The 23,957-nt window shown below is 64.4% G+C and carries 20 protein-coding genes, 3 tRNA genes and 1 pseudogene; 12 read left to right on the top strand and 12 right to left on the bottom strand.

Annotated features, from left to right (window positions below; translation table 11 throughout):
• Nucleotides 1-95 precede the first annotated feature (95 nt).
• The 3 genes and pseudogenes from THIX_RS11845 to mfd form a co-directional block, all read right to left on the bottom strand.
• Nucleotides 96-1,224: pseudogene (locus THIX_RS11845) on the bottom strand (IS5 family transposase).
• The gene (serB, locus tag THIX_RS11840; RefSeq protein ID WP_112486394.1) at nt 1,202-2,176 is read right to left on the bottom strand and encodes a phosphoserine phosphatase SerB; all 975 of its coding nucleotides are present in this window, start codon (nt 2,174-2,176) and stop codon (nt 1,202-1,204) included. Before serB ends, THIX_RS11845 begins: the two are co-directional and overlap by 23 nt.
• 73 nt (nt 2,177-2,249) lie before the next feature.
• Entirely contained in the window at nt 2,250-5,903 is a 3,654-nt protein-coding gene (gene mfd, locus THIX_RS11835) for a transcription-repair coupling factor (protein WP_112486393.1), read from the bottom strand.
• Nucleotides 5,904-5,952: 49 nt separating this feature from the next.
• Here mfd and ispD point away from each other — a divergent pair, with 49 nt between their 5' ends.
• The 7 genes from ispD to pssA all read left to right on the top strand — a co-directional run bounded on the left by ispD (nt 5,953) and on the right by pssA (nt 12,680).
• Nucleotides 5,953-6,690, top strand: a complete 738-nt coding sequence (ispD, locus tag THIX_RS11830; RefSeq protein ID WP_371412902.1) for a 2-C-methyl-D-erythritol 4-phosphate cytidylyltransferase — start codon at nt 5,953-5,955, stop codon at nt 6,688-6,690.
• The gene (gene ispF, locus THIX_RS11825; RefSeq protein ID WP_112488331.1) at nt 6,683-7,189 is read left to right on the top strand and encodes a 2-C-methyl-D-erythritol 2,4-cyclodiphosphate synthase; all 507 of its coding nucleotides are present in this window, start codon (nt 6,683-6,685) and stop codon (nt 7,187-7,189) included. The genes ispD and ispF overlap by 8 nt, the downstream gene beginning before the upstream one ends.
• 256 nt (nt 7,190-7,445) lie before the next feature.
• Nucleotides 7,446-9,248 carry an acetolactate synthase 3 catalytic subunit gene (locus tag THIX_RS11820; protein WP_112488330.1) on the top strand — a complete coding sequence of 601 codons (1,803 nt, stop codon included), beginning with the start codon at nt 7,446-7,448 and terminating at the stop codon, nt 9,246-9,248.
• Nucleotides 9,249-9,419: 171 nt separating this feature from the next.
• Nucleotides 9,420-9,911 (top strand): acetolactate synthase small subunit, encoded by a 492-nt coding sequence (ilvN, locus tag THIX_RS11815; RefSeq protein WP_112486392.1) that lies wholly within the window; start codon nt 9,420-9,422, stop codon nt 9,909-9,911.
• Between the two features lie 33 nt (nt 9,912-9,944).
• Nucleotides 9,945-10,961 (top strand): ketol-acid reductoisomerase, encoded by a 1,017-nt coding sequence (ilvC, locus tag THIX_RS11810; protein WP_112486391.1) that lies wholly within the window; start codon nt 9,945-9,947, stop codon nt 10,959-10,961.
• A 150-nt stretch (nt 10,962-11,111) separates the two neighbouring features.
• Nucleotides 11,112-11,765 carry a phosphatidylserine decarboxylase gene (locus THIX_RS11805; RefSeq protein ID WP_112486390.1) on the top strand — a complete coding sequence of 218 codons (654 nt, stop codon included), beginning with the start codon at nt 11,112-11,114 and terminating at the stop codon, nt 11,763-11,765.
• Between the two features lie 18 nt (nt 11,766-11,783).
• Entirely contained in the window at nt 11,784-12,680 is an 897-nt protein-coding gene (gene pssA, locus THIX_RS11800) for a CDP-diacylglycerol--serine O-phosphatidyltransferase (protein WP_112486389.1), read from the top strand.
• Here the strand turns inward: pssA and THIX_RS24220 are convergent.
• Entirely contained in the window at nt 12,677-12,835 is a 159-nt protein-coding gene (locus THIX_RS24220; protein WP_233224532.1) for a hypothetical protein, read from the bottom strand. The two genes, pssA and THIX_RS24220, sit on opposite strands and share 4 nt — an antisense overlap.
• A 42-nt stretch (nt 12,836-12,877) precedes the next feature.
• Nucleotides 12,878-13,480: an NAD(P)H:quinone oxidoreductase gene (gene wrbA / locus THIX_RS11795; RefSeq protein WP_112486388.1), complete on the bottom strand. Its 603-nt coding sequence runs from the start codon at nt 13,478-13,480 to the stop codon at nt 12,878-12,880.
• A gap of 188 nt (nt 13,481-13,668) precedes the next feature.
• Between wrbA and THIX_RS11790 the strand changes: the two genes are divergently transcribed.
• A complete protein-coding gene (locus THIX_RS11790) occupies nt 13,669-14,067 on the top strand; it encodes a helix-turn-helix domain-containing protein (RefSeq protein WP_112486387.1) in 399 nt (132 codons plus the stop codon).
• Here the strand turns inward: THIX_RS11790 and THIX_RS11785 are convergent.
• The 5 genes from THIX_RS11785 to THIX_RS11765 all read right to left on the bottom strand — a co-directional run bounded on the left by THIX_RS11785 (nt 14,064) and on the right by THIX_RS11765 (nt 16,753).
• Nucleotides 14,064-15,368 (bottom strand): SGNH/GDSL hydrolase family protein, encoded by a 1,305-nt coding sequence (locus tag THIX_RS11785; RefSeq protein ID WP_112486386.1) that lies wholly within the window; start codon nt 15,366-15,368, stop codon nt 14,064-14,066. The genes THIX_RS11790 and THIX_RS11785 overlap by 4 nt on opposite strands.
• Nucleotides 15,368-15,460: transfer RNA gene (locus tag THIX_RS11780), tRNA-Leu, on the bottom strand. The genes THIX_RS11785 and THIX_RS11780 overlap by 1 nt, the downstream gene beginning before the upstream one ends.
• A 44-nt stretch (nt 15,461-15,504) precedes the next feature.
• A tRNA-Cys gene (locus THIX_RS11775) sits at nt 15,505-15,578 on the bottom strand.
• 186 nt (nt 15,579-15,764) lie between these two features.
• Nucleotides 15,765-15,840: transfer RNA gene (locus THIX_RS11770), tRNA-Gly, on the bottom strand.
• 85 nt (nt 15,841-15,925) lie between these two features.
• Nucleotides 15,926-16,753 carry a DDE-type integrase/transposase/recombinase gene (locus THIX_RS11765; RefSeq protein WP_112484590.1) on the bottom strand — a complete coding sequence of 276 codons (828 nt, stop codon included), beginning with the start codon at nt 16,751-16,753 and terminating at the stop codon, nt 15,926-15,928.
• A 147-nt stretch (nt 16,754-16,900) separates the two neighbouring features.
• Between THIX_RS11765 and THIX_RS11760 the strand changes: the two genes are divergently transcribed.
• On the top strand, nt 16,901-17,338 hold the full coding sequence (locus tag THIX_RS11760) for a hypothetical protein (RefSeq protein ID WP_112484591.1): 438 nt from the start codon (nt 16,901-16,903) through the stop codon (nt 17,336-17,338).
• A gap of 149 nt (nt 17,339-17,487) precedes the next feature.
• Here THIX_RS11760 and THIX_RS11755 read toward each other — a convergent pair whose 3' ends face one another.
• Both THIX_RS11755 and fabI read right to left on the bottom strand, forming a co-directional pair.
• Nucleotides 17,488-18,843, bottom strand: a complete 1,356-nt coding sequence (locus THIX_RS11755) for an IS1182-like element ISThsp16 family transposase (protein WP_112484377.1) — start codon at nt 18,841-18,843, stop codon at nt 17,488-17,490.
• Between the two features lie 196 nt (nt 18,844-19,039).
• Complete coding sequence (gene fabI, locus THIX_RS11750) at nt 19,040-19,846, bottom strand: enoyl-ACP reductase FabI (protein ID WP_112486385.1); 807 nt, start codon at nt 19,844-19,846, stop codon at nt 19,040-19,042.
• 131 nt (nt 19,847-19,977) lie between these two features.
• Here fabI and THIX_RS11745 point away from each other — a divergent pair, with 131 nt between their 5' ends.
• The 3 genes from THIX_RS11745 to THIX_RS11735 are packed head-to-tail and all read left to right on the top strand — an operon-like array spanning nt 19,978 to nt 23,956.
• Nucleotides 19,978-21,840, top strand: coding sequence for an extracellular solute-binding protein (locus THIX_RS11745; protein WP_233224531.1), 1,863 nt, complete (start codon nt 19,978-19,980; stop codon nt 21,838-21,840).
• Nucleotides 21,837-22,886 carry a microcin C ABC transporter permease YejB gene (locus THIX_RS11740; protein ID WP_112488328.1) on the top strand — a complete coding sequence of 350 codons (1,050 nt, stop codon included), beginning with the start codon at nt 21,837-21,839 and terminating at the stop codon, nt 22,884-22,886. The genes THIX_RS11745 and THIX_RS11740 overlap by 4 nt, the downstream gene beginning before the upstream one ends.
• Nucleotides 22,883-23,956, top strand: a complete 1,074-nt coding sequence (locus THIX_RS11735; RefSeq protein ID WP_112486384.1) for an ABC transporter permease — start codon at nt 22,883-22,885, stop codon at nt 23,954-23,956. The genes THIX_RS11740 and THIX_RS11735 overlap by 4 nt, the downstream gene beginning before the upstream one ends.
• Nucleotide 23,957: the final 1 nt, after the last annotated feature.

Raw genomic sequence — 23,957 nt, 5'->3', positions numbered from 1 at the left:
GCCTGCTGCAACGCATATGTTGTGAGTTGTTTCGGTCATTGGTTCGGCCGTGTTGGATTTGTTCACACCCTCTCAGAGGGTGTAGACGAAATGATCTATGTAGCGAGTCTGGTTGCGAGGATACGCGCCTCGGCCAGCCAGACCCAAGCGAGTGGGGCCCAAGTTGACCTGTCATGGTGTGCCATGAGGCGGCGTGCGCGCTCGTTCCAGGCATGAGTACGCTCGACAACCCAACGCTTGGCCTGCACGACGAAGCCCTTGGCTACAACCTCTGGCCACAAGGGCTGCTGCGCGTCCTGCCAAGTGCCCGTGCTGCGGTTGCCGGGGTGACGCACGATGTCCACGCTGAGGCCGTGGGCCTCCTCGATGGCCACGGCGCACTTGCCGCCGTAGGCGCCATCGGCGTAGAGCTTCTTCAGGCCAGTCACCTTGGTGCAAGCCTGCGCCACCACGGCAGCGGCGGCGTCACGGTCCTGCACGCTGGCCGCGGTGACCGTGACGGCCAGCAGAAGGCCCAAAGTATCGACCACCAGATGGCGCTTGCGCCCCTTGACCTTCTTGCCGGCGTCGAACCCGGCCCCACCACCTTGCGCGGTGCTCTGCGCATCGATGATTGCGGGCCGTCGGCTCGGGCGCTCGACCGATGCGGTCACGCCATTGCTGGCGCAGCCGATCATGCATGGCCTCAAAGACGCCGAGCGCAGCCCAACGGCTGAAGGCCTTGTAGGTCGCCTGCCAGGGCGGGAAGGTCTTGGGCAGCAGCCGCCACGCGCAGCCGGTGCGCAACGCGTGGCAGCAGGCGTTGACCATGTGGCGGCGCGCATACCGGGGCGGCACCCCGCGCTGCCCATCGCGCTCGAACAAGTCGCCCACCAGCGCCCACTCGGCATCGGTCAGGTCGGTGTTCATGCCGCTGGCGCCATCGGCACGACGGTGCGCTGCGGTGTAGCCGTATCGCGTCGGGGTTGCCCCTTGAACTGCCGCCCGTTCACCCGCCCGGCGCAGCGGCTTGAGCCGCTCGATGCCGGCCTTGCGCAGCGCCTTGCGCACGGTGACGGTGCTGACCTTGACTCCCGTGCGTCGAAACAACTCGCGCGTCACCGCGTCCAACGACGAGCGCGGCTGCTCCTGCGTGATCGCGCGCAGCACCGCCGTGTGTTCAATGTTCAGCGAGGGCTTGCGGCCCGGCCGTCCTGCTTGCTCAATCTGCGCCTTCCTGACCATTCGATACCTCGCCGACGCATGACTCGATCCGAGTCATAACGCGCGAGATGTTGTTTTCGTCTACACCCTCTCGGGCCTCGAACAGCCACAACGCTCCATCCAACCCGCAAACATTCAGCGCCGCGCTTGCCGCATCCTGCACCGCCGGCTTGGCGTGGTAGGCCACACTGAGGCCTGCGGCGTCCATCATCGCGAGGTCGTTGGCGCCGTCGCCGATGGCGATGGCTTGTTGCGGGGCGCAGCCGATGCGGGTGCAGGCGTCGAGCAGCGCTCGTCGTTTGCCTTGGGCGTCGACGATGGGGCCGAGTGCGTGGCCGGTGAGCTTGCCGTCGTGCATCTCCAGGGTGTTGGCGGCGACGAAGTCCAGGCCCAGGCGCTGCTGCAGGCGTTCGGTGAACCAGGTGAAGCCGCCGGTGGCGAGCAGCACCTTGAGGCCGGCGGCCCGGGCTGCAGCAATCAGCGCCTCGGCGAAGGGGTTGAGGCGCAGCCGGGCGTACACCTCCTCCAGCACGCTCTCGGGCGTGCCGGCGAGCAGGGCGAGGCGGCGGCGCAGGCTTTCGGCATAGTCGGCAATCTCGCCGCGCATCGCGGCTTCGGTGATGGCGGCGATCTGCGCTTTCTTGCCGCTGGCGGCGCCGAGTTCGTCGATGGTTTCCATGGCCACCAGGGTGGAGTCCATGTCCAGCACCAGCAGCTTGAAGTCGGCCAGGCGCAGGCCGGCGGGGACGACGGCCCAGTCGATGCCGTGCTCGCGGGCGAGGGCTGGCATGAAGCCGCGCACCACATGCGGGTCGACGCCGATGTCGCGCAGGCGCATGGCTTGCGCGCCCCAGTCCCCTTGCGGGCTGGGGAGTTTTTCCAGGCCGCCGGGTTGGGCGTGCTCGGCGATGCGCGCGACGAGGTCGGCATTCAGGATGGTGGGCGCGGGAACTTGCAGAACGAGGTGGTGCATGGCTGGGGTCGTGGCGCCAGATCGTGGCGGATGGGGTGGGTTTGGGAAGGAAGGGGCGTTGAGCTGAACGGCCTCAGGCCGCCAGGGCCTCGCCGCGCGGCTCGCCGAGCAGACGCAGGGTGTCGCGCACCAGGCGGGCGCGGGTGGGCGCGTCTTTCGCATCGCGCTCGATGCGCAGCCGGTCGTTGCCGGCCAGGCGCACATGGCGGTGGTTCTGCACCAGCCAGATGATGCGGGCGCCATCGATGGGCGGGTTGGGGCGGAACTGGATGAGCGTTTGCTTGTCGGCCGCATCCACCTTCTGCACGCCGTAGCGCGCGGCCAGCAGGCGCAGGCGGTGGGTTTCCAGCAGGTTGAGCGCGGCGCTGGGCATGCGGCCGAAGCGGTCGACGATTTCTTCCGCCACGTCCTGCAGCCGGGCTTCGTCCCCCGCGCTGGCGAGCCGCTTGTACAGGCTCAGGCGCGCGTGCACGTCCGGGCAGTAATCGGCCGGTAGCAGGGCCGGTTCGTGCAGGTTGATTTCGGTGGTCACGCCCAGCGGGTGCAGCAGGTCGGGCTCGCGCCCGGCTTTGAGCGCCTTCACCGCTTCGCCCAGCATGTCGATATACATCTGGTAGCCGACCTCCTGCACATTGCCGGATTGCGACTCGCCCAGCGCCTCGCCGGCGCCGCGAATTTCCAGGTCGTGCATGGCGAGGTAGAAGCCCGAGCCCAGTTCTTCCATCTGGGTGATGGCGTCCAGCCGCTGCAGCGCGGTTTTGGACAGCGACTGCACTTCCGGCACCAGCAGATAGGCATAGGCCTGATGGTGCGAGCGCCCGACGCGGCCGCGCAACTGGTGCAACTGCGCCAGACCGAACTTGTCGGCGCGGCTCATGACGATGGTGTTGGCGGTGGGCACATCGATGCCGGTTTCGATGATGGTGGAGCACAGCAGCACGTTGAAGCGCTGGGCGTGGAAGTCGCGCATCACGCGCTCCAGGTCGCGCTCGTGCATCTGGCCGTGGGCAATGGCGATGCGCGCCTCGGGAATCAGCTCGGCCAGCATCTCGCGCCGCCGCTCGATGCTCTCCACCTCGTTGTGCAGGAAGTAGACCTGCCCGCCGCGCTTGATTTCGCGCAGCACCGCTTCGCGAATCACCGCCTTGCTTTCGTTGCGCACGAAGGTCTTGATCGCCAGGCGCTTTTGCGGCGCGGTGGCGATGACGGAGAGGTCGCGCAGTCCTTCCATCGCCATGCCCAGCGTGCGCGGAATGGGCGTGGCGGTGAGGGTGAGCATGTCCACCTCGGCGCGCAGGGCTTTCAGCGCCTCTTTATGGCGCACGCCGAAGCGGTGTTCCTCGTCGACGATGACCAGGCCCAGTCGCTGGAACTTCACGTCGGCCGACAACAGCTTGTGGGTGCCGATGACCACGTCCACCGTGCCGGCGGCCATGCCCTCGAGCGCGGCTTTCACCTCCTTCGCAGTGCGAAAGCGCGACAGCTCGGCAATCTTCACCGGCCAGTCGGCGAAGCGGTTGCGGAAGGTTTCCACATGCTGCTCGGCCAGCAGCGTGGTGGGCGCGAGCACGGCCACCTGCTTGCCGCCCATGATGGCGATGAAGGCGGCGCGCAGGGCCACCTCGGTCTTGCCGAAGCCGACGTCGCCGCACACCAGGCGGTCCATCGGCCGGGGCGAGATCATGTCCTGCACCACGGCGTGAATGGCGGCGCGCTGGTCCGGAGTTTCCTCGAAGCCGAAGCCGGCGGCGAAGGCTTCGTAGTCTTGCGCGGCATAGCGGAAGGCATGGCCGGGACGTGTGGCGCGGCGGGCATAGATGTTGAGCAATTCGGCCGCGGTGTCGCGCACCTGTTCGGCCGCTTTGCGCCGCGCCTTGTCCCACTGGCCGGAGCCCAGGGTGTGCAGCGGCGCGTTGTCCGGGTCCACGCCGCTGTAGCGGGCGATGAGGTGAAGCTGGGCCACGGGCACATACAGCGTGGCCGCTTGCGCATAGCGCAGGTGCAGGAACTCGGCCGGGCCGTCGCCCAGGTCCAGCGAGGTCAGGCCCTGGTAGCGGCCGATGCCATGCTGCTGGTGCACCACCGGGTCGCCGGGCTTGAGTTCGGAGAGATCGCGAATCAGGTTCTCGACATCGCTGGCGCGCTCTTGCGTGCGGTGCCGGCGCTGGCTCGGGCTGAGGGCGAACAGCTCGGTCTCGGTCAGCAGGGCGATGCCGGCATCGGGCAGGGCGAAGCCGGCGGCGAGCGGAGCGACGACGAGACCGAAGGCCGAGTCGGCCGCGGCGAAAGCGGCCCAGGACTCGGTGACGCGCGCGTCGAGCCTGGATTCGCGCAGCAACTCCAGCAGGGTTTCACGCCGTCCGGCGGACTCGGCGCAGAGCAGGACGCGCAGCGGATGCTGGGCATCGCGTTGCCCCGCCTCGAGCCAGGTCCGCAGGCGGCGCAGGGGCTGCTCGCTGCGCCGCTCGATGGACAGGTCGGGCAGGGCGCGCGCGGGCAGGCCGGGCACGGGCTTGGTTTGCAGCGCCGGGAGGACTGGAGAAGCCGAGGAGGGCAAATCGGATGGCGTTTCGGCAGAGGCTTCGGGACTTGCAGCCGGTTCGGCGGCGCCCGGCGCTTCGGGCTCGTCAGCGGCCAGCTTCGCCGCGAAGGCTTGGGCGCCGCTGCGCAGGCCGAGTTGCGCCAGGGGCTTGATGCGCAGGAAGAATTCTTCCTCGCTCAGGTACAACTCGCCGGGAGCCAGCGCCGGGCGCTCGGGGTCGTGGCGCAGCAGGCGCCAGCGGTCGGTGGTGTCGGTCCAGAACTGGCGCATGGCGCCGGTCACGTCGCCCAGCAGCACGACGCCGGCATGCGGGCCGGCGTAGTCGAGCAGGGTGGCGGTCTGCTCGAAAAACAGCGGCAGGTAGTACTCGATGCCGGGGCCGGCCACGCCGCTGGCCATGTCCTTGTACAGCGGGCTGCGGCTCGGGTCGCCCTCGATGCGCTCGCGCCACTGGGCGCGGAAACGCTGGCGCGCGGGTTCGTCCAGCGGAAACTCGCGGCCCGGCAACATGCGCACGGCCTCCACCGGGTAGAGGCTGCGCTGGCTGTCGGGGTCGAAGGTGTGGATGGACTCCACCGTGTCGCCGAACAGGTCTACCCGCAAGGGCAGGGCGCTGCCCATGGGGTGGAGGTCGAGCAGGCCGCCGCGCACGGCGTACTCGCCCGGCGCCACCACCTGGGTCACATGGGCATAGCCGGCCAGCACCAGCTGCGCGCGCAAGGCGGCTTCGTCGATGGCCTGACCCTTCTGGAAACTGAAGGTGGTGGAAGCGAGAAAAGCCGCTGGCGGCAGGCGCTGCAGCGCCGTGGTGGCGGGCACCAGCACCACATCCAGCGCCGCGTGGTGCAGCGTCCAGAGCGTGGCCAGGCGCTCGGAGACCAGATCCTGATGCGGCGAGAACGCGTCGTAGGGCAGGGTTTCCCAATCGGGCAGCACGCCGCAGCGCAGGCCGGGCGCGAACCACTGGATTTCGACCAGCAGGCGCTGGGCGTCGGCCGGGTCGCCGGTGACGACCACCCACGGCCCGCGCCCAGAGGTTGCGGTGCTGCGCGACTGCGCCAACTCGGCCAACAACAGGGCGTCGGCGCTGCCGGCGGGCTTGGGCAGGGCGTGGCGGTTGCCGGGTTTGAGCGTGGGCAGGCCGGGCGCGAGAAACAGAGGTTGCGGGGAAGAGGTTCGGGACATCCCTAGAATTTTCGCAGGTACGGCCTTCCGCCGTGCGCAAAGCGAAGCGATGTCCATGCATGCCCTCATTCCCTGCGCAGGCTCGGGCGCCCGCCTGCAGGGCGATGTGCCGAAGCAATACCGCCAGTTGGCCGGCGCAGCGGTCGTCGCTCATACGGTACGGGCGTTTCTTGCCTGCCCGCAAGTCGCCTTGGTGCATGTGGTGGTGCAGGCAGGTGATGCGCAAGCGCGGGCGGTGCTGCCGGCTCACCCACGCTTGCGCATCCACGAAGCCGGTGGCGCCGCCCGCGCGCAGACGGTGCTGCAGGGTTTGCGCGGTTTGCAGGCGCAGGGTGCGGGTGAGCAGGATTGGGTGCTGGTGCACGACGCCGCGCGCTGCTGCATCACGCCCCAGGCCATCGCCGGCTTGATCGAAGCCTGTCAGCACGACGCCGTGGGCGGCCTGCTGGCCCTGCCGCTGCCGGATACGCTGAAACAGGCCGCAGCCGACGCCAATGCGCCGCAGACCATGCGCGTTGCCGCAACCCTGCCACGCGACGGCCTGTGGCTGGCGCAGACGCCGCAGATGTTCCGCCTCGGCATCTTGTTGGCGGCCTTGCAGCAGAGCGATCCGGCCGGGATCACGGATGAAGCCTCGGCGGTGGAGCGCATGGGGCTGCGGCCCAAACTCGTGCTCGGCAGCGGCAGCAATTTCAAGGTGACGTTCGCCGACGACCTGATTCTTGCCGAGGCCTTGATCACGACGCGTGCCCAGCATGCCGCAACCCCAGGAGCCGAACATGCATGAACCGAAACTGGAATGGCGCGTGGGGCAGGGCGAGGACATTCATGCCCTGGTTCCCGGCCGCAGACTGGTGCTCGGCGGTGTGGAGATTGCGCACCACAGCGGCCTGCTCGGCCACTCGGATGCCGACGCGCTGCTGCACGCCATCACCGACGCGCTGCTGGGCGCGGCCGGGCTGGGCGACATCGGCACGCATTTTCCGGATACCGACCCGCGCTACAAGGGCGCCGACTCGGGTGCCTTGCTGCAGGTGGCCATGGCCGCGCTTGCCGCGCAAGGCTGGCAGGTGGTGAACGTGGACAGCACGGTGCGAGCCCAGGCCCCGAAGCTGGCGCCGTACCGCGAAGCCATGCAGCAGTCCATCGCCCGGCTGCTGGCCATTGCGCCGGAGCGGGTGAACGTCAAGGCGAAGACGGCCGAGCGCCTGGGCTTCGTCGGCCGGCAAGAGGGCATGGCCACCAGTGCGGTGTGCCTGTTGCAGCGCAAAACACCCATGCGCTGAAGGTCGCGTGCGCTTGGGTTGCGTCGGCTGGTGGCGCCGGTTCGTCGCAACGCGTCCTTGTCCGTGATGCGGCGCCATATTACACTTGATGGTTTCGCCAGTCATCAACTTGCTGAGCGCGGGCCTCCCGTGTTGTTTTGGCCTACGCTTGAACCAGCAAACCCACAAGCTGCGCGATGAAGCTTCAAGAGCAGGTCACAAGCCTGGCTGGAGAGGCGCCAACGGTCTTTCGTCAGAGAAATTCATCGAGGTGATCATGGACATGTCCAGAACTGAAATTCAATCGGCCGCAACGGCCGCTGCGCAGCAAACTCCCCACAAATCGTCTTCCGGCGCCGCTGAAATCACCGGTTCCGAGATACTCGTGCGTTGTCTTCAGCACGAGGGCGTCAAGTACATCTGGGGCTACCCCGGTGGCGCGGTGCTCTACATCTACGACGAGCTGTACAAACAAAAAACCATCCAGCATGTGCTGGTGCGCCATGAGCAAGGCGCGGTCCACGCGGCCGACGGCTATGCGCGCGCCAGCGGCGAAGTGGGCGTGGCGCTGGTGACCTCGGGGCCGGGTGCGACCAATGCCGTGACCGGCATCGCCACCGCCTACATGGACTCGATTCCGATGGTCATCATCACCGGCCAGGTGCCCACCTTCGCCATCGGGCTCGACGCCTTCCAGGAATGCGACACGGTCGGCATCACCCGCCCCATCGTCAAGCACAACTTCCTGGTGAAGGACGTGAAAGACCTGGCGCTGACCCTGAAAAAGGCCTTCCATATCGCCCGCAGCGGCCGCCCCGGCCCGGTGGTGGTGGACGTGCCCAAAGACGTGTCGCGCGACACCGCGCCGTTCCATTACCCCGAGCATGTGGAAATGCGCTCCTACAACCCGGTGCGCAAAGGCCACGGCGGGCAGATTCGCAAGGCCGTGCAGTTGCTGATGCACGCCAAGCGCCCCTATCTCTACAGCGGTGGCGGCGTGGTGCTGGCGAATGCCTCCGACAAGCTGCGCGAACTGGCCACGCTGCTGGGCCTGCCGTGCACCAACACGCTCATGGGGCTGGGTGCGATTGCCGCATCCGACCCGAAGTTCCTCGGCATGCTGGGCATGCACGGCACCTTCGAAGCCAACATGGCCATGCAGCACAGCGACGTGGTGCTGGCCGTGGGCGCGCGCTTCGACGACCGCGTCATCGGCAATCCCAGGGACTTCGCCCAGATCGAGCGCAAGATCGTTCACATCGACATCGACCCCTCGTCCATTTCCAAGCGGGTGAAGGTGGACGTGCCCATCGTCGGCGACGTCGGCGAGGTGCTGACGGAACTGATCGAGCAGATCGAGCAGTTGAAGGCGGCCGGCCAGCGCCAGGACATGGCGGCCCTGGCCACCTGGTGGGGACAGATCGAGGAGTGGCGCAAGCGCGATTGCCTGAAGTATGAGAAGTCCGATCAGGTCATCAAGCCGCAATACGTCATCGAGACGCTGTACGAGCTGACGAAGGAGCGCGAAACCTATGTCTGCTCCGACGTCGGCCAGCACCAGATGTGGGCGGCGCAGCACTACCGCTTCGAGCATCCGCGGCGCTGGATCAACTCCGGCGGTCTCGGCACCATGGGCGTGGGCCTGCCCTACGCCATGGGCATCAAGCTGGCCAAGCCCGATGCCGAATGCGTGGTGATCACCGGCGACGGTTCGATCCAGATGAACATCCAGGAACTGGCCACCTGTCTGCAGTACGGCACGGCGGTGAAAGTGCTGCTGCTGAACAACGGCTACCTCGGCATGGTGCGGCAGTGGCAGGAGATTGAATACTCCGGTCGCTACTCGCATTCCTATATGGATTCGCTGCCCGACTTCGTCAAGCTGGCCGAGGCCTACGGCCATGTGGGCATGCGGGTGGTCAAGCCCGAGGACGTGCGCCCGGCGCTGGAGAAGGCCTTCGCCATGAAAGACCGCACCGTGTTCATCGACTTTGCCGTGGATCCGACCGAGAACGTCTGGCCCATGGTGCAGGCGGGCAAGGGCATCACCCACATGCTGCTGGGGTCGGAAGATCTCTGAACGGTGGGCTGGCCGCGGCCGTGCAGCGGGCTCACCCGTCCCGCGCAGCGCGACGGCCGCCAGCCACTTGTGGAGCCGCCCCGTTTTCCATCCATTTCCATCCACCATCACGCCTCAAGAGCCAGGCCCCGCTTACCGGCGGCGCACGAAGCCTGAGATGGGAGATTGCACATGAAACACATCATCGCCGTCCTGCTCGAAAACGAACCCGGTGCCTTGTCGCGCGTGGTCGACCTGTTCGCCGCGCGCGGCTACAACATCGAGTCGCTGTCGGTGGCGCCGACCGAAGACGATTCGCTCTCGCGCATGACCATCGTCACCAGCGGCTCGGACGAAGTCATCGAGCAGATCACCAAGCATCTGAACCGCCTGATCGACGTGGTGAAAGTGGTGGACCTCACCGAGGCCAACTACATCGAGCGCGAGCTGATGATCATCAAGCTGCGCGCCGTCGGCAAGGAGCGCGAGGAGATGAAGCGCATGGCCGACATCTTCCGCGGCCGCATCATCGACGTCACCGACAAGACTTACACCATCGAGCTCACCGGCGACGAAGCCAAGCTCGACGCCTTCATCCAGGCGGTGGAGCGCACCGCCATTCTGGAAACCGTGCGCACCGGCGCCAGCGGCATCAGCCGCGGCGAGCGCGTGCTGCGCGTTTGAGCCAACCAACCCATTTCATCCCGAGGAGCTGACATGAAAGTGTTTTACGACAAGGACTGCGATCTTTCCCTCATCAAGGGCAAGAAGGTCACCATCATCGGCTACGGCTCGCAAGGCCACGCCCACGCCCAGAACCTGAACGACAGCGGCGTGAAGGTCACCGTCGGCCTGCGCAAGGGCGGCGCATCGTGGGACAAGGCGAAGAAGGCCGGTCTGACGGTCAAGGACGTGGACGACTCCGTCAAGGGCGCCGACGTCATCATGATCCTGCTGCCTGACGAGAACATCGCCCAGGTGTACCGCGACCACGTCGAGCCCAGCGCCAAGAAGGGCGCGGCGCTGGCCTTCGCCCATGGCTTCAATATCCATTATGGCCAGATTGCGCCCCGCGCCGACCTGGACGTCATCATGATCGCGCCCAAGGCCCCCGGCCATACCGTGCGCAACACCTACACCCAGGGCGGCGGCGTGCCCCACCTCATCGCCGTGGCGCAGGACAAATCCGGCAAGGCACGCGATCTGGCGCTGTCGTACGCCATGGCCAATGGTGGCGGCCGTGCCGGCATCATCGAAACCAGCTTCCGCGAAGAAACCGAGACCGACCTGTTCGGCGAGCAGGCCGTGCTGTGCGGCGGCGCGGTGGAACTCATCAAGGCCGGTTTCGAGACGCTGGTGGAAGCCGGATACGCGCCCGAAATGGCCTACTTCGAGTGCCTGCACGAACTCAAGCTGATCGTCGACCTGATCTACGAAGGCGGCATCGGCAATATGAACTACTCGATTTCCAACAACGCGGAATATGGCGAGTACGTCACCGGCCCGAAAATCGTCACCGACGACACCAAGAACGCCATGCGCCAGGCACTCAAGGACATTCAGACCGGCGAATACGCCAAGAGCTTCATCCTGGAAAATCGCGCCGGCGCTCCCACGCTCATCTCCCGCCGCCGCCTCACCACCGAACATCCGATCGAGAAGGTAGGTGAGCAGCTTCGCGCCATGATGCCTTGGATCAAGGCCAACAAGCTGGTGGACAAGAGCAAGAACTGATTCGCCTTGAAAGGCAGCGCCGCGCTTGCAGGCGCGCTTCATGCCGGCCCTGTGCGACGCTTCGCACAGGGCCGGTTGTGCTTCGAAAGACCTGGAGATGATTCGAATGTCGCGGCCTGACTGGCCAACCCCCGCGACTACACTGCACCCATGCGCTATCCCCATCCCATTCTTGCCCGCGAAGGCTGGCCGTTCATCGGCGGCATCGTCCTGATTTCGATTCTGGCCTGGCTGTTCGCCGGTTTCTGGTGGTCATTGCCGTTCTGGCTCGTCAGCATCTTCGTCATCCAGTTTTTCCGCGATCCGCCGCGTGCCGTGCCGCAAGATCCCTTGGCCGTGCTTGCTCCGGCCGATGGCCGCATCGTTGCCATCGAGCGTGCCCACGACCCCTACGCCAAGCGCGATGCGCTCAAGATCAGCGTGTTCATGAATGTGTTCAACGTGCATTCCAACCGCGCACCGGTCACGGGCATGGTGCAGACCGTGAGCTACTTTCCGGGGAAGTTTTTCAACGCCGACCTCGACAAGGCTTCACTCGAAAACGAGCGCAATGCCGTGGTCATTCAGCACAACGCCCGCATCGTGACGGCGGTGCAGGTGGCTGGCCTGATTGCGCGCCGCGTGCTGTGCTACACCAAGCCCGGCGATCAACTGCAGCGGGGGCAGCGTTTTGGTTTCATCCGCTTCGGCTCGCGTGTCGATCTCTACTTGCCACTCGACACGGTGCCCCGCGTGTCCATCGGCGACAAGGTCTACGCCGCCAGCACGGTGCTGGCGGCATTCCCCGCCGACATGCCAGCCTGAATCCAGGGGGAACTCGCCATGCCACGTAACGTCACACGATTTCCAGACTCCGCCCAGCGGTCGGGTGGCGGCAGCAAGCGCGCGGCAGACGAGGACGAAGGCCTGGACCCAGGTCTGCCCGATCCGGGAGAAGACTTGCATCACCTGCCGCAGCGCCACCGGCGCGGCATTTACCTGCTGCCCAACTCATTCACGGCTGCGGCTTTGTTCGCCGGTTTCTACGCCATCGTCATGGCCATGGGGCAACGCTACGACCTGGCCGCCACGGCCATCTTTGCCGCGATGGTGCTCGACAGCCTGGACGGCCGGGTTGCCCGCCTGACCCATACCCAGAGCGAGTTCGGCGCGCAATTCGACTCGCTGGCCGACATGGTGTCGTTCGGTGCGGCGCCGGCGCTCATCATGTACCAGTGGTCCCTTCACGGTCTGGGTAAACTGGGCTGGCTCGCGGCTTTCGTCTACTGTGCCGGAGCGGCGCTGCGCCTGGCGCGGTTCAACACCAATATCGGCGTGGTCGACAAGAATTACTTCCAGGGCTTGCCCAGCCCGGCCGCTGCAGCGCTGGTGGCGGGGTTCATCTGGATCATGTCGGATGCCAGCGTTCTCGGCACCCATGTGCCCTGGGTCGCCTTCGCCATCACCGCGTTTGCCGGCGTCACCATGGTGACCAATGTGCCGTTCTACAGTTTCAAGGCCGTGAGCCTGCGGCGCAGCGTGCCGTTCATCACGATGTTCCTGATCGTTCTGCTCATTGGCTTGATCGCCTACCGACCGCCGCTGGTATTGTTTGGCCTGTTCGTGCTGTACGCGCTGTCGGGTTACGTGCTGTATGCCTGGCGCCGCTTTCACGGTAAAACGGCCAGCGTGATTTCCACCTCAACGGACGAGCCCGACGAGCGTGGGCTGCACGGTTAGGTCGCCGCGTCAACACGAGCCAGCATGAAACGGCTGGCCAGCGGCCGATCATCATGCTCGGCGCGCTGATTGGCGTCCCCATCAGCGTGGACAACGGTGGGCGCAGCCGCCGCGCGCTGACCGGCCACGCCGTGCACTCGCAATGGACTGTCCATCACGCACCGTCTCCGGCGCCCACCCTGTGCCACGCTCCTGCTTCAGCCGAAGAGCTTTTTCGTGATGCCAGCGACATGCGCACCCTGAAACTTGGCAATGGCCAGTTCGTTGGCGCTTGGCATGCGGCTGCCGTCGCCCTTGCTCATGGTGGTGGCGCCGTAGGGCGTGCCGCCAGAGATTTCGTCCATATTGGTGAGTTGGGGGCAGGCGTAGGGCACGCCCACCACGATCATGCCCTGGTGAAACAAGGTCGTGTGGAACGAGGTGATGGTGGTTTCCTGACCGCCATGCTGGGTGGCGGTACTGGCGAACACGCTGCCCACCTTGCCCACCAGCTTGCCCTGCTGCCAGAGGCCGCCGGTCTGGTCGAGGAAGTTGCGCATCTGCCCGCACATATTGCCGAAGCGGGTTGGGGTGCCGAAGATGACGGCGTCATACTCGGCCAGTTCTTCCGGCTTGGCGATCGGAGCGGCTTGCTCGGTCTTGGCGTGGATCGCGGCCACAGTCTCCGGGGGCATGGTTTCGGGCACACGCTTGATCGTCACGTCGACGCCCGGAACCGAACGCACGCCTTCGGCCACTTCCTGCGCCATGCGCTCGATATGCCCCCAGGTGCTGTAGTACAGAACAAGAACTTTGGCCATGAAAAACTCCTTGTAGGGTGGTGGTTGAAGACCTTATGATGCATTCATTGGTTGTAAAAATGAAGTAGGTACTTTTTAGTAACTGCATGGTTTTACCAATGCTTACGTATCGGGCCCGTGGCGAAGTGGACATCTCAGCCGAGATTCGAGATGTAGTCGCCATCCTGGCGCATTCATGAGACCCAGCCATGTCAAGCGAAACCACCGTCGAATGTCCGATGAACGCGCTGTTGCGCATCCTGATGGGGCCTTGGACCAGTTACATCCTCTGGACCTTGCGGCAGCAGGGGCCGCAGCGCTTTGGTGTGCTCAAGCGTCTGATTCCAGGGATCTCCTCACGGGTCTTGACCGAACGGCTCAGGATGCTGGGCGACGCCGGCGTGGTTCACCGCGAACCGCTGATGACCATTCCGCCGCAAGTGACCTACAGCCTCACCCAGCGTGGCGCCGAGCTCTCGCCGGTGCTCGACGCACTGGACGCGCTTGCGCGCAAATGGAGCGAAGAAGATGTTCGCGCAGGCCGGGCCTTTGCCCAGCCAGCCTCCGCCGGCCCTGAGAAGACCACCGTGCTGGCGACAGCTGCCTAGCGAGTCTGTTCGGCAAGGCCCACGGCGCTGGGGGCAGCGAGTCGTAAAAATCGAATCGGCACGGCTCCTGCCATGGCGGCATAGCCTGCATCGCTGGGGTGCACGTGGTCGCCGCTGTCGAAGCGTGGCAGCAAACGGGCTGGGTGCGCAGGGTCACGCAGCGCCGCATCAAAATCGATGACCCCATCAAAGGCGCCACCGCTGCGCATCCAGGCATTCACCGCCTGCCGGATGGCTTCGCGACTGGCTGGCAGACTCGCGGGGGTGATGGTGCCGCCATAGATGGCCACACCCCTCGCATGCGCTTGAGCAATCAAGTCCTCGTAGCCCGCGATCAGTTCGGCCGCGGTCACTTTCACATGCGGCACATCGCAGTCCAGGCCAGGGTGGGGTGGCACGAAGCCGAAATTGATGTCGTTGATGCCAACCAGGAGGATGACGGCACGAACGCCTGGCTGCCCGAGCGCGTCGCGCGAAAACCGCTGCAACAGGCTCGGGCCATAGCAAGGCGAGTCATGGAGCAGACGGTTGCCGCTGATGCCGGCGTTGAGCACGGCCAGGTGATGCATGCCGGCCGCGCGCAAGCGCCTGGCAAGATCATCCGGCCAGCGCCGGTTGGCGTTGAGTGTCGAACGCATGCCATCGGTGATCGAGTCGCCGATGGTCACCAGCGCCGCGCCGTGCTCGCTCGGGCCGACCTCGACGTCCATACCGTCGAGCCAGAGGTAGGCGGTGAAACGCCGCTGAAAAGCCGCGCCGCTGGCGTCCTTGCTGAAATTGCCGTGGGCGGCAATGAAGTTGACCTGGCTGGCAATCTTGTGCCAGGTCGTGGACGCGATGCGATCAGGCATCCAGAAGCTGACCGTCATGGCCTTGCCCGCCACGACCGGCAACGCAACGGCATCGCTCAGCAACGCCTGCCCGGCTGGTATCGACAGCGCATCCCCGCCATCGAAGGTGACCTCATGCAGCGTGTCCCGCTGCACTGCTGCGCCATGCGCGGATGCCGCCACGGTCACTCCGCCAATGCGCAAGGCCTGCGTGCCGAAACGATTGCTGATGCGCAGCCGCAAAGCCTTGCCTGAAAGCGTGGGCAGCACAATCTGGCGTACTGTCACCCCGTCCAGAGTCGGAGCGCGGTTGAAGCCCGGTGCCGCCGGGTTCAGCGACACGGCCTGAGGCGCCGCCATCCATGAACCAACCCAGTGATCGGGCGGCTTGGCGGTCAGATGCTCAGCGCCCGAGGCCAGCGGGATGCTGCAGGCAAGCAGCACGCACAGCGCGAGGCGAGGAAAGGTCATGGTGCCCGGAGCCGGGGTCGAACCGGCACGCCCCTTTTCAGGAAAGCGGCGGATTTTAAGTCCGCTGCGTCTACCAATTTCGCCATCCGGGCAAGTCGCATCGATGTAAGGCTAGCAAGGGCTGCTGCATGGATGCTGGAGGCGGGGGTCGGAATCGAACCGGCATAGACGGCTTTGCAGGCCGCTGCATAACCACTCTGCCACCCCGCCAAGGGTAGGCTGCTTAACGAAAGGTTTGGAGTCAACGCACAGGCCGCGAGACCGTATGTTCATGCATGCGCGTTGCAGGCCGTGGCGCCTTGCTTGTGCTGTGCGCACATGTCCAAATTCTCGCCGAAAAAAAAGGGAAGTGCAGGGCTTCCCTTGTTTGGAACAACATCAAACGCGTTCAATATTTGGAGCGGGAAACGAGGCTCGAACTCGCGACCTCAACCTTGGCAAGGTTGCGCTCTACCAACTGAGCTATTCCCGCGAAGCCAGAGATAATACCGCAAAAAGGTGCACTGTCAACTGAAAGCGCAAGCCTCGGTAGTGTCTCAGTTTGGATGTGACAGCCTTCAGTCGGCCAACCGCGCGATCTCTTCCAGCGTCCAGGCGTGATCGGCGATGCCGGCTTCCATGGCCGGCGTCACGCGCAGAGTCTTGTGGATGCGAGCGAAGTTGTAGTGCATGAAGTGCAGCGACACCGCATGCTCCAGGTTCTGTACCTTCTTGCTGAACCCATTGGTCAGCCGCGTGAAGCGACGCATGCTCATGCGCATTGTGAGATTCTGGCGCTCGACGTAGCTGGTCGAGATGTGCTTCGGGTCAGGGTTGCCCGACACGACGCCTTGGGTGGTGCCACGGAACTCGGTCAGGCTGTAGCGGCGCTGATCTTCCTTCGGCGCTTCGCCGTACAGCTTGACCAGCATGGCGTAGTCGATCTCGCCTGAGAAGGCTGCTTCGACGGCGGTGATGTATGCCTTGTGACCATCCGTGGTCAGCTGTACGCGACTTGCCATACGCCCAGCCAAATCCTGGATGAACTCATGCGCATAGGACGCGTCCCGACGACCGACTAGGAACGAGGGTACGAGTTTGGTGTCGGCATCGATTGCCGTCCAGGTGTACACGTCGCCATAGCCAAGCTCACCACGATGCTCGGCTGTGACGTTCTTTTCCTTGCTGCCGCAGAAGGCCCAGATTTCATCGCACTGCACGCGCTTGCACGGCAGGTTGCGCATGACCTCGTTCTGATAGAGCGAGCAGGAAAAACCAACATCCTCAAGCAGTTTCGTGACGGTGTTGATCGATACCCCGACAAGCCGCGTGATGGCGCGCATGCTGTTTCCCTCGACCAGGAGGCCGATGATCTGTGCGCGCTTCTCAATGGGGAGTCGGTTCATGTTCAGGCCCTCGCTTGAACTGAACTATAGACCAGAAGAAGACAATTAGCAAGAGTTTATTTTCCGATTCGCTTTTTAACTATTGCGTAACTTCTTTCTGGTGATCTAAAATCTGCGACACCGACCGACAAAAGTCAGGAGTAGCCCATGAATAGCACACCGGAAGCGCAGAAGAGGGGCACGGGAGAGGCCGCCCAAAGCCAACAACCGTCCGAGCGCGAACGCTCGACCATCGAATTTACATACACCGACTTGGACAATGCTATTGAGGTTGTTAAGGCGGTCCACAACGTTGGTGGAACAGCGTGCGACTATGACCAACTGGCTGCAGGTCTTGGGATGGAAGCCAAGGGTGGCGGCTTCCGAATGCGCGTACTTGGTGCGAAGGCATACGGCCTGTTGACCTACGAACGCGGAGGACGAATCACCCTGACTGAACTCGGTAAAAAGATCATCGACCCAGAGCATGCACGCTCGTCTCGAGTTGATGCCTTCTTGAATGTGGCCCTGTATCAGCGCGTCTACGAGCAATTCAAGGGCAGCCAGTTGCCGCCCCAAGCAGGGCTAGGAGGCTGTCGGACTTGAACCCGAGCGAATCCGATTGATCAGTGCGACGCGTTTTTTTTGACAGCGGCGCGCTGATCGAACGCTCTCGATGGTTGGCGAGACACTGTGAGGGCACATGGGGCGGCCTGGGGACTCGGTTTTGGCGTGGTCGGGGCGCACTATTGCCCTCACGCGGCTCGCAGGACGTGCATGCGCTTGATGTTCCAAGCCATGGTCACCAAGCTCCATTCGCCTTGTGCCTTGGCCAGCCCGCGCATGCTCATCTGGCGCCAACCCATCACTTGCTTGATGATGCCGAACACCGGCTCCACTGTCTGCTTGCGCAGGCCGTACAGGGCTCGGCCTGCTTGCGTGCCCAGGCGGTGTGCCATCTGCACGAGCGGATCCGTCGTCTGGGGCTCGGGCACATCGGGTGCAAAGCGCCCCATCACCGGCGTGTGATGCGACTCCCGCTTGAGCGCCAGCAGCGGCTCGATACCCGCGTCGTTGCACGCGATCACGTTGGCTTGGCTGAAGAAGCCGTTGTCCGTGATGAGCGTGTGCACCTCGCCCAGCACCGCGGGTAACGCTTGGATCTGCTGCAGCGTAGGCACAACTTCGCGCTTGTCGTTGGATGCCTGGCTCACATGCTGGGTGATCACCATCATCGTCGCGATGTCCACGCCGGCTTGTGCGTTGTAGCTTTGCTCGAAGCCCCCACCCGACACGGGCATGATGCGCGACTCTTCATCCGTGAGGTTGACCTGATCGCTGCTCCGGGGGCCGGCCTCTGGCGGCTCAGGGTCCTTGCCGCGCGGCTTCTTGCCCGCCTCGCGCTGGGCTTGGCGCTTGGCGGTCTTGGCCTCGTACTCCTGCTGCTCGACCTGATGGCGTTCGCTGGCGCGCTGCTCGATCTTGGCCTTGGCCTGCGCGATTGCGCTCAAGCGATCTGCACGCAGGGCGATCTCCGCCGGCACATCCATGCCGTCGGGTACCGTCGCGCGGTCGCTGTTCTCTGCCAGCGCCAGCAGCGTTTGTACTTCCTGGCGCAGCTGCGCCTCGATCTTGTTGGCATGAGCCCACGACAAGGCCTTGTGCTTGCTGGCGTTGGCGTCGATCTTGGTGCCATCCAGCGCGATGTGTCCGAGCTTGAGCAGCTTCATCTCGCGCGCCAGAACCAGCACCTGCACGAACAGTGCCTCCACCTCCTTCAAGAAGCGGCGGCGGAACGTCGCCAGCGTGTCGTGATCGGGGTGGGTATTGGCCGCAACAAAGCGGAACGCCACCGAGTCGTAGGTCGCCCGCTCGATCTTGCGGCTGGAGTGCACGCCGTTGGCGTAGCCGTAGATCAGCAGGCCCAGCAGCACCGCCGGATGGTGCGCCGCCGAGCCCCGGCCTGCGTACTGTCGGGCCAGATCGCCCAGATCAAGCTGCTCGATGACTTCGACCACGAAGCGCGCCAAGTGATCAGTGGGCAGCCATTCGTCCACCGACGGTGGCAACAGATATGCGGTGTCTCGGTCAACAGGGACGAAGCGGCTCATCGGCTCGGGCTCTCGGTTGTGCAGCAGCAATTGTCTCGGATAGCGTCTTCATCCGGAAGACCGCAAAGTCCGACAGTCTCCTAGCTGGTTCAGATCAAGCTTCTTGGTTGAACGTGCTTTCATGATGATCTAAGCCTAGCAGCCCACACAGCAGCGTCAAGTGCCGTTACGTTCAAACTGAGACACTACCCAAGCCTCAGATCTGCGCTGCCAAGCCGCCGACGACGGCGTGCATGCCGGCGTCGACATGCAGGACTTCGGCGGTGATGCCGCTGGCCAGATCCGACAATAGGAAGGCGCTTGCGTTGCCGACCTGTTCGATGGTGACATTGCGGCGCAAGGGCGTGCTGGTTTCGTTGAACTTGAGCATCTTGCCGAAGTCGGCGATGCCCGAGGCTGCGAGCGTCTTGATCGGGCCGGCGCTCACGCCATTCACGCGCATGCCGCGCGGGCCGAGCGATTCGGCCATGTAGCGCACGGTGGCTTCGAGCGCGGCCTTGGCCACGCCCATGGTGTTGTAGTTGGGGACGACGCGCTCGGCGCCGAGGTAGGTCATGGTGATGAGCGAGGGCAAATGGCCAGCGGCCGCGCTGGCTTGGAGCATGGGCAATGCAGCTTTCGCCAGCGCCGGAAAGGAGTAGGCGGAGATGTCGTGCGCGACACGAAAACCTTCACGCGTCAGGCCGTCGATGAAGTCGCCGGCAATGGCTTCGCGCGGGGCAAAGCCGATGGAGTGGACCAACCCGTCGAGTTGCGGCCACTGTGCGCCAAGATCGTGGAACAGGGCGTCGATCTGGGCGTCGTCGGCCACGTCGCAGGGAAAAATGAGTTGGCTGCCGAACTCCGCAGCGAAGCCCTTGGTGCGATCCAGGAAGCGCTCCCCCACATAGGTGAAGGCGAGTTCGGCACCCTCGCGGTGGCACGCTTGCGCAATGCCGTAAGCGATGGAACGGTTGGAGAGCAAGCCCGTGATCAGGATGCGTTTGCCAGCGAGAAAGCCCATGAGATGTCCTGTGGATGCGTATCGAGGAAGGAAGCCGCTGCGGGGTGCGGATGCGCGTTCGGATCGGTGCTCGGATGCGCGCGAAAGTCTGCGGTGTGTGCTGCGGCCTGGCGATGCGGCAGAATTCTCGCATGGCCCACGCACTCAGCCTCAGCCGGCGCACGCTCTTGCAAGCCCTTGGGCTTGCGCTTGCGCCCTGGGCAGCGGATGCCGATGCTGCGACGCAAGACTCCCCAGCCCTGGCCTTGTATGACAAACCCAAATACCCGCCGGGATTTGCCCATTTCGACTATGCGAACCCGAACGCGCCCCTTGGGGGAACCCTCTGGCTGACCCCGCCATCGCGCGCTGGCAGCTTTGACAAGCTCAACCCTTTCACCCTGCGCGGCACGGCGCCGCCCGGGATCAACACCCTGGTGTTTGAATCGCTGATGACGGCGAGTTGGGACGAACCCAACAGCGTCTACGGCTTGCTGGCCGAAGACGTGGAACTGGCCGCAGATCGCCATTCCGTGCGCTTTCGCTTGAACGCGGCGGCGCGTTTCGTGAACGGCGACCCCGTGACTGCGGACGATGTGCGCCACAGCTTCGACACTCTCGTTGGTCCATACGCAGCACCCGGCATCAAAGTGCAGTTTGCCGATGTGGCGCGGGTCGTGGTGGAAGACATGCGGCATGTGCGATTCGACTTCAAGCGGGCCAACCATGAACTGCCCTTGATCGTCGCCGGCTTGCCCGTGTTCTCGCGCCAATGGGGTGCCGGCAAGCACTTCGACGAGGTGGTGAACGAGCCGCCCATCGCCTCCGGCCCCTACGGCATCGAGCGCATGTCCCAGAACCAGGACATCGTCTACGCCAGGCGCGCGAACTACTGGGGCTGGAGCTTGCCGGCGCGTCGTGGTCAGTACAACTTCGCGCGCATCGGCTTCAAGCTTTACCGTGACGAAACCGCGCGCCTGGAGGCCTTCAAGGCCGGGGACTTCGACCTGATCCAGGAGTTCATCGCCAAGAACTGGGTGCGGCAATACACCGGGCCGAAATTCGCCAGCGGCGAACTCGTCAAGCGCGAACTGCCCAACCACAATCCGGCGGGTTTCCAGGGCATGGTGCTGAACCTGCGCCGTCCGCTGTTCCAGGACATTCGCGTGCGTCATGCGCTGGCTTTGGCACTCGATTTCCAGTGGCTCAACCGGATGTTTTTTTACGGCCAGTACAAACGCATCCATGGCTATTTCGCCAACAGCCTATTCGAGGCCAGACATGCCCCCGGGCAAGACGAACTGGCCCTGCTTGAGCCGTTGCGCCCGCAGCTTGCACCCGAGGTTTTCGGCGTCCTGCCCACTTTGCCCAGCACCGATCCTCCCGGCAGCCTGCGCGCCAATTTGCTGGCAGCGCGCGGCTTGTTGCGCGAAGCCGGCTGGCACTACCGCGACGGGGCCTTGCGCAACGTGCGTGGCGAGGTCTTCACGTTCGAGTATCTCGACAGCCAGGGCTCGATGGCGCGGGTGATGACGCCCTACGGTCAAGCTCTTGCCAGGCTCGGCATTCGCATGCAGTACCGGCAGGTGGACTACGCCCTGTACCAGCGGCGCACGGACAGTTTCGACTACGACATGACCACGGTGCGTTATCTCGGCAGTCCCAGCCCCGGCAATGAATTGCGCGATCGCTTCGGCTCGTCCTCCGCCTCCATCGAGGGGTCCGACAACGTCTGGGGCATTCGCAGCCCCGCGGTGGATGCGCTCATCAGCCACGTCGTTCAGGCCCGCACCTGGGCGCAGTTGGTGGCGGCCTGCAAGGCGCTGGACCGGGTTCTGGTGTGCGGCTGGTATTCGGTGCCGCAGTGGTATGCGGCGAGCCACCGCGTGGCCTATCGCTCCGGCTTGTTCGGCATGCCGCGCACCTTGCCGCTGTACTACGAGCCCGAAGCTTGGGCCATGGCCTGCTGGTGGTCGCAGCCACGGGCAAAACCCGCTGCGGAGAAACAAGCATGAATCTCGGCTGGTATGTCGCCAAGCGCCTGTTGTTGATGGTTCCAACCCTGTTCGGCGTGCTCTTGCTGACCTTTGCGGTCATCCAGTTCGTGCCGGGCGGCCCGGTCGAGCAGATGGTGGCGCAGCTGCGCGGCAAGGGGCAAACCGGCGAGGCTGCGGGAGGCCTGGCATACAGGGGACAGCAAGGCATCAACCCCAAGCAACTGGCCGAGATCAAGAAACTCTACGGCTTCGACAAGCCGCCGGCCGAGCGCTTTGTGCACATGCTGGGCCAGTTTCTGCGCTTCGATCTGGGTCGCAGTTACTTCTATCACGAGAGCGTCTGGCAACTCATCAAGGAGCGCATGCCGGTGTCCATTAGCCTCGGCCTCTGGACCTTCCTGCTCACCTACCTCATCTCCATCCCACTGGGCATCGCCAAGGCGGTGCGACATGGCAGCCGCTTCGATCTCGCCTCCAGTCTTGCGGTGCTGGTGGGTTATGCCATCCCCGGCTTCGTGCTGGGCGTGGTGCTTCTCGTGCTGTTCGCCGGTGGCAGCTTCTGGCAATGGTTTCCGCTGCGCGGACTGACATCAGACGGCTGGGCCAGTTTCACGCCGTGGCACAAGATCACGGACTATTTCTGGCACATCACACTGCCGGTTTTGGCCATGGTGGCGGGAAGCTTCGCCGTCATCACCATGCTCACCAAGAACGCATTTCTGGAGGAAATCCGCAAGCAATACGTTCTCACCGCGCGTGCCAAGGGCGCCAGCGAGCGCCGCGTGCTGTGGCGCCATGTTCTGCGCAACGCCCTCATCCCGCTGGTGACGGGTTTTCCGGCTGCATTCATCGGCGCGTTCTTTGCCAGCTCCTTGCTCATCGAGACGCTGTTTTCCCTGCCCGGACTTGGCCTGCTGTCCTACGAATCGGTGATGCGGCGCGACTATCCGGTCGTCATGGGCACGCTCTACCTGTTCACGCTCATCGGTCTGGTGACCAAGCTCGTGTCCGACCTTTGTTATGTGTGGGTCGATCCACGGGTGCAATTCGAAAGCCTTCAATGAGCACTGCGCCCATAGCCTCTGCCTTGCGCAATGACGCACCTGCTCTTGCGCGCTCGCCCGCACAACTCGCCTGGGCCCGCTTCAAATCCCAACGTCTGGGTTATGTGAGCCTGTGGATTTTTGGCTTCTTGTTCGGCTTGAGCCTGCTGGCTCCGGTGTTGTGCAACGACAAGCCGCTGCTGGTGCGGTATGAAGGGCACTGGTACATGCCGCTGCTGCACACCTACCCCGAGACGACTTTCGGCGGCGACTTCCACACCCCCACGGATTACCTCGATCCGCTGATTCGCAAGCACCTCAGCCAGGGCGGCAACTTCGCCATATTTCCGCCCGTGCCGTATCGCTACGACACCATCAATTACTACGCCACCCAGCCCAACCCGGCGCCCCCTTCGGCGCAGAACTGGCTGGGGACTGACGATGGTGGGCGTGACGTGCTCTCGCGCCTGGTCTATGGCTTTCGTGTCTCGGTGCTGTTCGCGCTGGCACTCACGCTGAGCGGAACCCTGCTGGGGGTCGTGATGGGTGCCATCCAGGGCTATTTCGCCGGGCGCGTGGACCTCACCTTGCAACGCGTGACCGAGGTCTGGGGGGCGATGCCGGAGTTGTATCTGCTCATCATCTTCGCCTCCATCTTCGCCCCCAGCTTCCTGCTCCTGCTGGTGCTGCTTTCGCTGTTTGGCTGGCTGGGCTTGTCCGACTATGTGCGCGCCGAATTCCTGCGCAACCGCCAGATGGACTATGTGCGCGCCGCGCGGGCACTTGGTGCGAGCCATTGGCAAATCGTCACACGCCACATCCTGCCCAACAGCCTCACGCCGGTCCTCACCTTTTTGCCCTTCCGCATGAGCGGAGCCATTCTGGCGCTGACCAGCCTGGATTTTCTCGGACTGGGCGTGCCACCTCCCACGCCCAGTCTGGGCGAAATGCTGGCGCAGGCAAAGGGCAATCTGGATGCCTGGTGGTTGTCGATCTCCGTGTTCATCACCCTGGTGTTGACGCTGTTGCTCCTCACCTTCATCGGCGAGGCGCTGCGCACGGCGTTGGATCCCCGCCGGGGGCTGCGATGAG

Source organism: Thiomonas sp. X19 (genome assembly GCF_900089495.1).
Lineage (GTDB): Bacteria > Pseudomonadota > Gammaproteobacteria > Burkholderiales > Burkholderiaceae_C > Thiomonas_A.
The sequence above is the reverse complement of the archived record's forward strand: the minus strand, read 5'-3'. Positions and strand labels throughout refer to the sequence as shown.